Origin of the sequence: Streptococcus oralis, from assembly GCF_023109005.1 — a bacterium.
GTDB lineage: Bacteria > Bacillota > Bacilli > Lactobacillales > Streptococcaceae > Streptococcus > Streptococcus oralis_BU.
Window position 1 is genome coordinate 159,727 of sequence record NZ_JALDTU010000004.1, and the last position, 10,756, is coordinate 170,482.

Annotated in this window: 7 protein-coding genes, 17 tRNA genes and 1 pseudogene; 3 read left to right on the forward strand and 22 right to left on the reverse strand. The window is 39.5% G+C overall.

The genetic code is table 11. From position 1 onward, the window contains the following. Positions 1-67: 67 nt before the first annotated feature. Genes M1F56_RS05730 through M1F56_RS05745 form a run of 4 tightly spaced genes read right to left on the reverse strand, consistent with a single transcriptional unit; the run spans position 68 to position 5,254 of the window. A complete protein-coding gene (locus M1F56_RS05730; protein WP_000711271.1) occupies positions 68-901 on the reverse strand; it encodes a carbohydrate ABC transporter permease in 834 nt (277 codons plus the stop codon). A 16-nt stretch (positions 902-917) separates the two neighbouring features. Further along, positions 918-1,790 carry a carbohydrate ABC transporter permease gene (locus M1F56_RS05735; protein WP_001007693.1) on the reverse strand — a complete coding sequence of 291 codons (873 nt, stop codon included), beginning with the start codon at positions 1,788-1,790 and terminating at the stop codon, positions 918-920. A gap of 18 nt (positions 1,791-1,808) precedes the next feature. Further along, positions 1,809-3,059 (reverse strand): extracellular solute-binding protein, encoded by a 1,251-nt coding sequence (locus tag M1F56_RS05740; RefSeq protein ID WP_247917135.1) that lies wholly within the window; start codon positions 3,057-3,059, stop codon positions 1,809-1,811. A gap of 32 nt (positions 3,060-3,091) precedes the next feature. Next, entirely contained in the window at positions 3,092-5,254 is a 2,163-nt protein-coding gene (locus M1F56_RS05745) for an alpha-galactosidase (RefSeq protein ID WP_247917136.1), read from the reverse strand. 107 nt (positions 5,255-5,361) lie between these two features. On the opposite strand from M1F56_RS05745, the gene M1F56_RS05750 reads away from it, so the two are divergent. Both M1F56_RS05750 and birA read left to right on the forward strand, forming a co-directional pair. Then, positions 5,362-6,222 (forward strand): AraC family transcriptional regulator, encoded by an 861-nt coding sequence (locus M1F56_RS05750; protein WP_247917137.1) that lies wholly within the window; start codon positions 5,362-5,364, stop codon positions 6,220-6,222. Next, on the forward strand, positions 6,219-7,157 hold the full coding sequence (gene birA / locus M1F56_RS05755) for a bifunctional biotin--[acetyl-CoA-carboxylase] ligase/biotin operon repressor BirA (protein ID WP_247917138.1): 939 nt from the start codon (positions 6,219-6,221) through the stop codon (positions 7,155-7,157). The genes M1F56_RS05750 and birA overlap by 4 nt, the downstream gene beginning before the upstream one ends. Before the next feature lie 104 nt (positions 7,158-7,261). On the opposite strand, the gene M1F56_RS05760 is transcribed toward birA, so the two are convergent. After that, a complete protein-coding gene (locus M1F56_RS05760) occupies positions 7,262-7,966 on the reverse strand; it encodes a hypothetical protein (protein WP_247917139.1) in 705 nt (234 codons plus the stop codon). Between the two features lie 323 nt (positions 7,967-8,289). Here M1F56_RS05760 and M1F56_RS05765 point away from each other — a divergent pair. Beyond that, positions 8,290-9,060: pseudogene (locus M1F56_RS05765) on the forward strand (ISL3 family transposase); the annotation flags it as partial. 116 nt (positions 9,061-9,176) lie between these two features. Here the strand turns inward: M1F56_RS05765 and M1F56_RS05770 are convergent. From M1F56_RS05770 to M1F56_RS05850, 17 genes are all read right to left on the reverse strand, one after another. After that, a tRNA-Ser gene (locus M1F56_RS05770) sits at positions 9,177-9,264 on the reverse strand. 6 nt (positions 9,265-9,270) lie between these two features. Further along, positions 9,271-9,344: transfer RNA gene (locus M1F56_RS05775), tRNA-Ile, on the reverse strand. 34 nt (positions 9,345-9,378) lie between these two features. Continuing rightward, positions 9,379-9,449: transfer RNA gene (locus M1F56_RS05780), tRNA-Gly, on the reverse strand. A gap of 15 nt (positions 9,450-9,464) precedes the next feature. Further along, a tRNA-Phe gene (locus M1F56_RS05785) sits at positions 9,465-9,537 on the reverse strand. Between the two features lie 3 nt (positions 9,538-9,540). Beyond that, positions 9,541-9,614 (reverse strand) — tRNA-Met (locus tag M1F56_RS05790). A gap of 10 nt (positions 9,615-9,624) precedes the next feature. Next, a tRNA-Ser gene (locus M1F56_RS05795) sits at positions 9,625-9,714 on the reverse strand. A gap of 11 nt (positions 9,715-9,725) precedes the next feature. Further along, positions 9,726-9,799, reverse strand: a tRNA-Ile gene (locus tag M1F56_RS05800). 13 nt (positions 9,800-9,812) lie between these two features. Beyond that, positions 9,813-9,886 (reverse strand) — tRNA-Met (locus M1F56_RS05805). A 5-nt stretch (positions 9,887-9,891) separates the two neighbouring features. Then, positions 9,892-9,965, reverse strand: a tRNA-Pro gene (locus tag M1F56_RS05810). Between the two features lie 15 nt (positions 9,966-9,980). Then, a tRNA-Arg gene (locus M1F56_RS05815) sits at positions 9,981-10,054 on the reverse strand. A gap of 11 nt (positions 10,055-10,065) precedes the next feature. Continuing rightward, a tRNA-Leu gene (locus tag M1F56_RS05820) sits at positions 10,066-10,151 on the reverse strand. 7 nt (positions 10,152-10,158) lie between these two features. Next, a tRNA-Gly gene (locus M1F56_RS05825) sits at positions 10,159-10,230 on the reverse strand. Positions 10,231-10,257: 27 nt separating this feature from the next. Then, positions 10,258-10,330, reverse strand: a tRNA-Thr gene (locus tag M1F56_RS05830). Positions 10,331-10,342: 12 nt separating this feature from the next. After that, positions 10,343-10,424, reverse strand: a tRNA-Leu gene (locus tag M1F56_RS05835). A gap of 5 nt (positions 10,425-10,429) precedes the next feature. Beyond that, positions 10,430-10,502: transfer RNA gene (locus tag M1F56_RS05840), tRNA-Lys, on the reverse strand. Positions 10,503-10,526: 24 nt separating this feature from the next. Further along, a tRNA-Asp gene (locus M1F56_RS05845) sits at positions 10,527-10,599 on the reverse strand. Between the two features lie 4 nt (positions 10,600-10,603). Further along, positions 10,604-10,676 (reverse strand) — tRNA-Val (locus M1F56_RS05850). Between the last annotated feature and the right edge of the window lie 80 nt (positions 10,677-10,756).

The window sequence follows — 10,756 nt, forward strand, 5'->3', positions numbered from 1 at the left end:
ACATAGAATTGTCAACAAGCTGAACCGTTCGTCTATGTATGGAATTATACATTCCCTAAGCACTTTCTTACTTCACTGCCCCATTACTCATTCCTGAAATGATATGTTTTTGGAAGATGAGGTAGACAATGGTTATCGTTACAATTCCAACAATATAAGATGCAAAACTTGGGCCATAGTCATTAAAGTACTGACCTTGGTAGTTGTACTGGAAGAGAGGCAAAGTCCACATCTTGGAATCCTTATTCAGAATCAAGAGTGGCAACATAAAGTCATTCCAGAACCAGAGAGCATTGATAATCAAAGTTGTCGCATGCATGGGTTTCAACATTGGAAAAATGATTCGACGATAAGTTGTAAAACGATCAGCCCCATCAATTTCCGCAGCTTCATCCAAACTATCTGGTACACTGATTTTTATATAACCAACATACAAGAAGAGAGTCTGTGGAATAGCATAAGTTAGGTAGAGTATTACTAGCCCCCACATATTTGCTAGGCCGAGTTTACTCATCATAACTGTGATGGGAATCATAATCACCTGAAATGGAACAAATATCCCTAAGATTAAGAGCGAATACATAATTGCAAAGGCTTTTTTCTTGGACATATTTCGAGCAATGGAATAAGCTGCAGCTGGTATAAAGAAAGCTACTACAATCAATGATAACACCGTAATAACTGCTGAATTCCAGAAATAGCCTCCAATTCCATCCGAAATCAATCGTTCATAATTACTTAAGGTAAAAGGATTGGGCAAACTAAAGAAATGATTCATGATATCCTTGGTTGTCTTGAAGGAACTAAAAACCGTTACCAACAAAGGAACAAGTATGAGAATACCACCTACTATCAAGAGGACATATTTCCAAAACTGATTCAATTTTTCTTCTTTTTTCATGTGTAGGACTCCTCTATTAGATTTCAAATTTCTTTGAGAGCTTGATTTGGATAAGAGAAACAATTCCAATAATTAAGAATAAAATCAAGGCAATTGCATTCGCATATCCATATTGATTACTCTTGAAGGCATAATTGTAGACTAAAAGTCCAAGAGACGTTGTAGCATTATTTGGACCACCACTCGTCAAGGCAAAAATCTGGTCAAAGGCTGTCAAACCGGACTTAAGAGCCAGAATAAAAACCATAGAAATCGTTGGCAATAAATATGGCAATTCAATCTTCCAAAAGGTTTGTTTACTTGTTGCACCATCAATTGATGCAGCCTCTAAAATATCAGATGGAATACTCTGAAGACCAGCAAGAAAGAGAATGATTGGCATTGCTACTCCCTGCCATAGAAGAACAAAAATAGTTGCCACTACCGCTCCGACTGGTGTCCCCAATAGACTCTCTTGTAAAAAGCTAATTCCTAAAATTTTTCCAATCGTTGGAAGACCATAGTTGAAAAATTGTTTAAAAATCAAGGAAACTGTCAAACCAGACAAAACAGCCGGGAAAAAGAACCAAGCTCTAAAGAAGGTCTGCCCCTTCATCTTCGAATTTAAGGCTCGTGCCACAACCATCCCAATTGTAATCTCACCAACAATCAATGCCAGAGTTAAAATCAAAGTAAAGGCTATGGCTGTGAAGAATTTACCATCAATCATCAGCAATTTGTAGTTATTTAAACCAACAAATTTATAATTATAGGTCAATCCAGTCCAGTTAGTCAAACTATAGAAAGCGCCTTGTACCATTGGAAAGTAAAAGAAGATAGCTTGTAAAGCAAGCGGGATAAGCAAAAATGTCCAACCCCAGTATTTATTTAAAAATTTTCGAATAGCCATATCATCTTAACTCCTATTCTAGTCCAAATCTGCCTTCATTGGATTAAAGAAAGCATTGAGATTGTTTGCCATATTTTTCAGATTTTTATCCATCAGGTAACCTGCACTTAGATTAAAAAAGTCTTCTTCAGAGTTCCAGCGTTGGCCCAACCAAACATAATGCTTGTCCGTAAAAGCCAGTTTAGAAATAGCTGCAAGCGCTGAATCTTCTTTTTCCTGTATGCCTTTCACCGCAACTGGTGATCCATCTACATCATAGTATGACTGCATAGCTTTTGGACTAGTCATATAGCTGATAAATTCTTCGGTTTCTTTCGGATGTTTGGTAGTAGCTGAAGTTGATAATGCCATGTCCCCTGCACCAACAGTAACTTCTTTTCCTACTTCTTCTCCTGGGAAGGCAAACATCCCCACCTCAAATTTGGGATCCTGTTGATTAATTGCCGCTAATGCCCATGATCCTTGTGGCATCATCAAAGCTGTTTCACTCGAAAATGCTACCACTGCATCATTATAAGAGGCTCCACGCCAACCATCTTGAGCATTATCTGCCAATAAATCGAGTCGTTCTGCATCGGCTTTTAAAATAGCATCATCTGCAGAGATAGCGTTTGGTTTTGAAAAGCGAAGGTAGTTATTAGCCGCATCTCCACTACCTGTAATAGTAATGAGAGAAAGTTGGTGGTAACCATTTAATGTCCAGCCTTCATTGCCTGCAACTGCGAACGGAGAATTCCCACTATCTTTTATCTTTTTAACAATCTCTTGAAACTCTTTAAAAGTCTTCGGTTCCTCAAGTCCTAATTCTTTAAATTTTGTTTTATTGTAATAGATTCCATAGAGGTTAGCCGTTAAAGGCACACTATAAATTTTGTTATTGATTGCATACTTTTCGGCATAGTCATTCTTGATGTTCTCAAGATAGGGTTTTCCTGTCATATCTGCAAAATAGCCTGCCTTCGCCCACTCCTGAAAATCCATATTTTGAGGATAGATATTAATAATATCTGGAACATCTCCTGATAAAATCCGAGTCTTCAGAACAATTCCAGCTGAAGGTACTGTAGTCAGCTTCACATCAATATTAGGGTGTTCCTTCTCAAAATCATCCACTATCCTTTGCAAGGTATCTGCCATCTCGGTCTTCTGGTTAAAAAACTCAATCGTTACCTTTCCATCAGTTGATTGATTATTCTGACCACAAGCCACTAAGCCTAATAAACTAGCCCCAGCTACTAAAAGAACACTTGCTTTCTTATACCATTTCATTGGAATGCCTCCTTTATAAATTTACACCTTTATTATAGTCTTCTAAAAATATATTGTCTACTCAAAAAATCTCCTTGGGATAAGGTAACAGTTAAACCTGCATACATGAGCTCTGCACCCGAGTAAACAATGTTTGTTCCTTCCAACTTATAAAGCCCTTCCTCCTCTAAGTCTTTTAGTTTCAAGGTGGTTTCCATTGTTTCCACAACTGATAGGACTCGGACGTAAGTTACTATCGTTTGATTTTCATAGTTAAATTGTACAGCTGCTTCATTGGATGTAGTATCGGGATTGATTAACCTATACTGACGTCCTAACTGGACTACTGGCCGTAATTCTTTATACAAGTTCACCTGAGTTCTAATTTCTTCTTTTTCTTTCTCAGTCAGACTTGTCAAATCAAGCTCATAACCCAGATTTCCCATCATTGCTACATGACCACGAGTTTCTAATGGTGTAATGCGTCCCATCTGATGATTCGGTACTGCTGACACATGAGCTCCCATAGAAATGGTTGGATAGAGATAGGATGATCCATACTGTATAGGTAAACGTGCTATGGCATCAGTATTATCACTAGCCCAGACTTGTGGGAAATAGCGCATCATACCAAGATCATTTCGTCCACCACCACCAGAGCAGGACTCAAAGAGAATATGACTGTGTTTCTCTGTCAGATAAGAAACAAGTTCGTAAAGCCCCAGTATGTACTGATGAGATTGCATCTGTGTCTCTAGATAAGTTAAGCCATTTCCTAGGTTAGTGATATTGCGGTTCATATCCCATTTGATGTAGTCAATCTTATGATGAGAGAGGAGTTCATCTAAAACATTTTTCAGATATTCTACTACCTGAGGATTGGCAAGATTAAGTACTAATTGATTCCGAGAGTAAGTATACTCATATCCTGGAACCTGAATGGCCCAGTCAGGATGTTTGCGATACAAGTCGCTATCAACAGAAATCATCTCAGGTTCTAACCAAAGACCAAACTGCAAACCTCTTTCATGGATAGCAGAAATCAAACTTTCTAGGCTTCCACCCAGTTTTTTCTCATTAACACTCCAATCACCTAATGCACGATTATCATCAAAGCGATTGCCAAACCACCCATCATCTAATACAAAAAGTTCAATTCCAACCTTCTTAGCTTCATCAGCTAGTTCTAACAGTTTTTCTCTCTGAAAGTCAAAGTAGGTTGCTTCCCAGTTATTGATAAGAATTGGACGTTCTTTTTTAGAAAACTGACTTGGCATAATGTGCTTAAGCACAAAATTTTGGCTTTCATGGCTAATACCAGTTAATCCCTTATCTGAATAGGTCACTAAAGCTACCGGTGTTTCAAAGTTTTCCTCAGGATTTAACTTCCAAGAAAAGTTTTCCGGGTTAATGCCAATAGCCACCCGAACTTCATTCAGTTGATTCTTTTGAACAAAAGCTTCGAAGTTTCCACTATACAGTAGTTGAATAGCAAACACATTCCCATTATCCTCTGTGGCTCCTTGATCACATAGTAGAAGAGCTGGTGTTTGAGCATGCCCAGAAGCTCCACGGTTCGAACTAATCGAAAAGATTCCTTGTTTTACCTGTTGACGTCGAACAGTCTTTTCACGAGCATAAGCACCCTGCAGAGTTACAATTTCGCAAGCCGTAGCGGGAAAATCAGCCATAAAAGAAAAGTCCTTGTGGATGATAACTTCCTGATTACTATTATTTTCCAATTTACTGTAGCTAGCAATTGTCGCATCATTATCAAAAGCTGTATAATACAAAGTCAGACTAAGTTTAGCTTGAGGATCTTTTAAAATCAAGACAAGCGTCTCTGTATCATCCATGCTGTGAGGAGAAGGTAATCCCTGTGGACCATTCTGACCTTTTAAAATCTTTGCTTCTACAAATCGAAAGTCTGTTACTTCAGTTGCATCATGCTGAACCTGTAAAGTTGGTCTTCTGAAATCACCTAAACCATGTTGTCCAAAAATTTGACGTTGCGTATCCAAACTAAAGGTGCGATTATTAGCTGTTGGATTACCTGAAAAAGCATGATCGCGTTCGTAAACACTATTAGCCCCTCTATAGTTCTTAATAGTCTTTCCTAAATGTTTTAATAATAAGAACCCATCCCTATTTTCAATAATCAAACTTAAACCTTTACTCTCAACGTAAAATAGATTATTCTCTATCCGAATTCCCATAAATTGTACCTCATCCATTTCTTGATAAAATTTTAGCAAATAAAAGCGCTTTCTAAAATAGAAAAATGTCTCTAAAGTATGGTAAAATGTTAGGTAGGAGGTGGCCCATGCTCGTTTTTTCAGAATACCAGACTGGAACAATTGATCTTTCTCTTAGCTTTTACGGCTATGAAGAATGCACGCCTAACTACTCTTTTGGCCCAGCTATTCGAGATACCTATGTACTACATTATATTACTAAAGGAAAAGGTCAATTCCATTATAAGGGGAAAATTGTTGATTTAAAGGCAGGAGATTTCTTTTTACTAAAACCAGATGAATTAACATTCTATCAAGCAGATAGCCAGGATCCTTGGGCCTACTACTGGTTGGGGATCACTGGAGGGAGAGCACCTGACTACTTTGCTCTATCTCAAATTTCTGACAAATCCTACCTCATCCAGTCAAATAACTGTCATACACAGACAACTGCAAAACTCATCTCAGATATTGTCCGCTTCGCTCAGATTACAAAATCTAATGAATTGGCTCAACTCCATATCATGGGACAACTCCATGAACTAATGTTTCATCTAGGAACGATTGCTCCCAATCAGAAAAAAGAGAATATTTCATCAACCCACCAACTCTATCTTGACTGCAAACGATTAATTGATAGTCACTATCCACAATCGCTCACCATTCAAGATTTAGCAAAAGAGCTATCGGTTCATAGAAGCTACTTAACTAGTGTGTTTAAAGAATTTCACCAACTCTCTCCAAAAGAATATTTACTTTTCGTTCGAATGAAGCGCGCTCAACAGTTACTAGAACACACCAATGAAACGATCAAAGTCATTGCATATTCTGTGGGTTTTTCAGATCCACTACATTTCTCAAAAGCCTACAAGCAGTTTTTTCATAAAACACCTAGTCAAACTCGAAAAGAATACTCTCACTCCCTCTTAGCTAGAAAGGAAAAACAATGAAATCACACCAACTAGTCTACCAAATATTAGCTAGAGAAAACGACTATGTTAGCGGAGAAAAAATCGGAGAAGAACTGAATTTAAGCCGTACATCTATATGGAAAGCGATCCAACGTCTTCAACAAGAAGGCCTAGAAATTGACAGTATCAAAAATAGAGGCTACAAGCTTATTCAAGGCGATCTGATATTACCTGATTTGATTCAAGAGAAAGCCAACTTAATCGTTCACTACAAACCTGAGACCAAATCAACCCAAACAGATGCAAAAGGAGGAATTGAAGCTGGAAACAAAGGAAATACACTCTATCTTTCAACCTGTCAAACAGCAGGTCGTGGCCGCTTTCAGCGCCCCTACTATTCTCCATCTCAGGGCGGAATCTATATGTCCCTGCATATTCAACCCAATCTTCCCTATGAAAAACTCCCTTCCTATACTCTCCTTGTAGCTGCTGCAGTCTACAAAGCCATTAAAAACCTAACTATGATAGAAGTAGATATCAAATGGGTAAATGACATCTACTTTAAAAATAAAAAGATGGCAGGTATCCTCACCGAAGCAATGACATCAGTTGAGACAGGGGTGGTTACAGATGTCATTATCGGCGTTGGAATCAACTTTGCCATCAGCGATTTTCCCAAAGAGATAAAAGAAAAAGCTGGAAGTCTCTTTACACCACCAGCTCCTATCACACGAAACGAACTAATCTCAGAAATTTGGCGTTGTTTCTACCAAACAGCACCCGAAGAACTACTCTATCTTTATAAAGAACACTCTCTTGTTCTAGGAAGAGAGGTCAGTTTTATCCAGGATCAGACTGAAAAAAAAGGAGTCGCCAAGGACATCTCCGACAAAGGACAACTCCTTATCCAGCTTGATGACCAGACAGAAATCTGGCTCAATAGTGGTGAAATCTCACTCACTAGCTGGACTTAACAAACAGCACTATATGATGTCTAGAATCTCATCTAGCAAGCATATAGTGCTGTTTGAATGTAGAAAGTAACAGATATATAAATAGCTAGCTTCCTATCAACAATTTACAGGTGGATAACTTTTGAGGCATTCTTTTTATATGCCGTGCTATGTACCAAAGAAGCTCCATAGCAATGATTCTCATATTCAAGCATAATCAATGGCAACGCAAAAACTTTAACAGCATATAAAAGCAGCCAAAACATAAAGACTTCAGCTTTTATATTCACCAAATTTTTACTAAACATCTCGTACAAGAAGCATGCATTTAAAGCCATATTGAAGAGACTTGCCAACGTTGCTAAGACTATATTGGTTTTCAATTTTGGATGATAATATTTAGCCACATATAAGGCCAATAATGAAATATTATAAAGGCAAATCGGTTGATAATTTTCTCTATAAATAACCAGCGTCTTACGATTATAGAACAGGAAACCATGAGGTCCACGATGATATTCATTGATCCAGACATGGCTAAGACCTCTAATCTCATCCCAAGCTACAAATAAATCAATTTTTCTTAGATAAATCCCTTTTTTATGAATTGAACATTTCCATTTAAACAAGAAGGATAGAAGAAAAGTGAGGAGCAAAACTACAACTGTAACAATCCTCAACTCCTCTTGCCCGATAATCAAGGATAGGTTAAAAAAACGAATTTGCGCTTTTTTTGCATCTAAGATCATTGAAATCACAGTTAGAAATACTACAAAGATAAATAGTATAAATCTATAAAAAATACTATAAAATTTTACTCCATTTTTCATCTCAATTATCCCCCAGCCACTTAAAGTCCCTAACTCTAGTATACCACTAAGTCTAGTCTATTTATGATTTTTTCTAGTATGAAAGTTACTGAAACAGCATAGATAATAGATCTTTATAATTCTGTAATGAGCAAAACCACTATGGAGATTATGAGGCCTCTTTTGTTGTAGAAAAAAAGTCCCCAGAGATCTATAATGAAAAGCGGCCAAATCATCATTAGAAAAAATCTTATGGAACAATTACATTTTATCACAAACCTACTAGACATTAAAAATCCTAATACCAAGATTGTAGATATTATCAATATGGACCCCCCAAAAGGAAATCATCGCTGAGCTTCATTGCACAAGATTCTAATTCAAATAGGATCCTAGCTATCTTAGACGGACGGACTCAAGTGACTGTTCGCAATCACTTTCTGAGGTATTCCAGACAGGTCCGAAATGGAGTGAAAGTCATTACAATGGATATGTTTAGCCCCTACTACGATATCGCTAAGAAACTCTTTTCTTCTGCTAAAATTGTCCTTGATCGTTTCCACATTGTACAACATCTAAGCCGTGCTATGAGTCGTGTTCGTGTGCAAATCATGAATTACTTTGACCGAAAATCTCATGAATATAGAACCATCAAGCGCTACTGGAAACTCATCCAACAGGATAGTCGTAAACTCAGTGATAAGAGATTTTATCGCCCTACTTTTCGTATGCACTTAACCAATAAAGAAATCCTAGACAAAATTTTGAGCTATTCCGAAGGCTTGAAACACCACTATCATCTCTATCAGCTCCTGCTTTTTCACTTTCAGAATAAGAAACCGGAGAAATTCTTTGGTCTCATTGAAGACAATCTAAAGCAGATTCATCTCCTTTTTCAGACTATCTTTAAAACCTTTCTAAAGGACAAAAAGAAAATCGTCAATGCCCTTCAGTTACACTATTCCAACGCCAAATTGGAAGCAACGAATAATCTTATTAAACTTATCAAGCGTAATGCCTTTGGTTTTCGGAACTTTGAAAACTTCAAAAAACGGATTTTTATCGCTCTGAATATCAAAAAAGAAAGGACGAAATTTGTCCCTTCTCGATTTTAGCTGACTTCAACCCACTACAGTTGACAAAGAGCTATTAAAAATCCCCCTCTTATAAACTAAGAGGGGGTAAACCTATCTTACAAAGGCAATAAAAAAAAGTTAACAATCTTAATCTACGGAGAATGGGGGATTCGAACCCCCGCGCCAGTTACCCGACCTAACGATTTAGCAAACCGTCCTCTTCAGCCTCTTGAGTAATTCTCCTATTAATGGGCACGAGTGGACTCGAACCACCGACCTCACGCTTATCAGGCGTGCGCTCTAACCACCTGAGCTACGCGCCCAAGTTAAAAAACTTGGTATTTGAACAAAGTTCAAAGCGGGTGACGAGAATCGAACTCGCGACAACAGCTTGGAAGGCTGTAGTTTTACCACTAAACTACACCCGCATAGAAAATAAAGTATGGCGCGAGACGGAATCGAACCGCCGACACATGGAGCTTCAATCCATTGCTCTACCAACTGAGCTACCGAGCCAAATTGCGGGAGCAGGATTTGAACCTACGACCTTCGGGTTATGAGCCCGACGAGCTACCGAGCTGCTCCATCCCGCGTTAATATGAAAGGAGGATGTGGGATTCGAACCCACGCACGCTTTTACACGCCTGACGGTTTTCAAGACCGTTCCCTTCAGCCGGACTTGGGTAATCCTCCATTATTATCAATGGACCTTGTAGGACTTGAACCTACGACCACTCGGTTATGAGCCGAGAGCTCTAACCAGCTGAGCTAAAGGTCCAACAAGATCAATATAGCGGCGAAGGGGATCGAACCCCCGACCTCCCGGGTATGAACCGGACGCTCTAGCCAGCTGAGCTACACCGCCATGAATCGGGAAGACAGGATTCGAACCTGCGACACCTTGGTCCCAAACCAAGTACTCTACCAAGCTGAGCTACTTCCCGCGTTAAATAAAAAAATGCACCCTAGAGGAGTCGAACCTCTAACCGCCTGATTCGTAGTCAGGTACTCTATCCAGTTGAGCTAAGGGTGCTCATCATTATATGCCGAGGACCGGAATCGAACCGGTACGATCGTTACCAATCGCAGGATTTTAAGTCCTGTGCGTCTGCCAGTTCCGCCACCCCGGCCTCTCTAAGCGAACGACGGGATTCGAACCCGCGACCCCCACCTTGGCAAGGTGGTGTTCTACCACTGAACTACGTTCGCATCGACCTCTTATTCTATATAAAAAAATGCCGGCTACATGACTTGAACACGCGACCCTCTGATTACAAATCAGATGCTCTACCAACTGAGCTAAGCCGGCTGCTTTCTATTATGCGGGTTAAGGGACTTGAACCCCCACGCCGTTAAGCGCCAGATCCTAAATCTGGTGCGTCTGCCAATTCCGCCAAACCCGCAAATATGACCCGTACTGGGCTCGAACCAGTGACCCATTGATTAAAAGTCAATTGCTCTACCAACTGAGCTAACGAGTCTAAAATAACTTCCGTTATCTTAAACGGTCCCGACGGGAATCGAACCCGCGATCTTCGCCGTGACAGGGCGACGTGATAACCGCTACACTACGGGACCTATATGGGAGTTAACGGGATCGAACCGCTGACCCTCTGCTTGTAAGGCAGATGCTCTCCCAGCTGAGCTAAACTCCCTCGAGCTAAGCGACTTCCATATCTCACAGGGGGCAACCCCCAACTACTTCCGGCGTTCTAGGGCTTAACTGCTGTGTTCG

Excerpts from the sequence above, each read along its gene's own strand:
- M1F56_RS05750 (WP_247917137.1), top strand. The coding sequence starts at position 5,362 with ATGCTCGTTTTTTCAGAATACCAGACTGGAACAATTGATCTTTCTCTT.
- birA (WP_247917138.1), top strand. The coding sequence starts at position 6,219 with ATGAAATCACACCAACTAGTCTACCAAATATTAGCTAGAGAAAACGAC.
- M1F56_RS05760 (WP_247917139.1), bottom strand. The coding sequence starts at position 7,966 with ATGAAAAATGGAGTAAAATTTTATAGTATTTTTTATAGATTTATACTA.
- M1F56_RS05730 (WP_000711271.1), bottom strand. The coding sequence starts at position 901 with ATGAAAAAAGAAGAAAAATTGAATCAGTTTTGGAAATATGTCCTCTTG.
- M1F56_RS05735 (WP_001007693.1), bottom strand. The coding sequence starts at position 1,790 with ATGGCTATTCGAAAATTTTTAAATAAATACTGGGGTTGGACATTTTTG.
- M1F56_RS05745 (WP_247917136.1), bottom strand. The coding sequence starts at position 5,254 with ATGGGAATTCGGATAGAGAATAATCTATTTTACGTTGAGAGTAAAGGT.
- M1F56_RS05740 (WP_247917135.1), bottom strand. The coding sequence starts at position 3,059 with ATGAAATGGTATAAGAAAGCAAGTGTTCTTTTAGTAGCTGGGGCTAGT.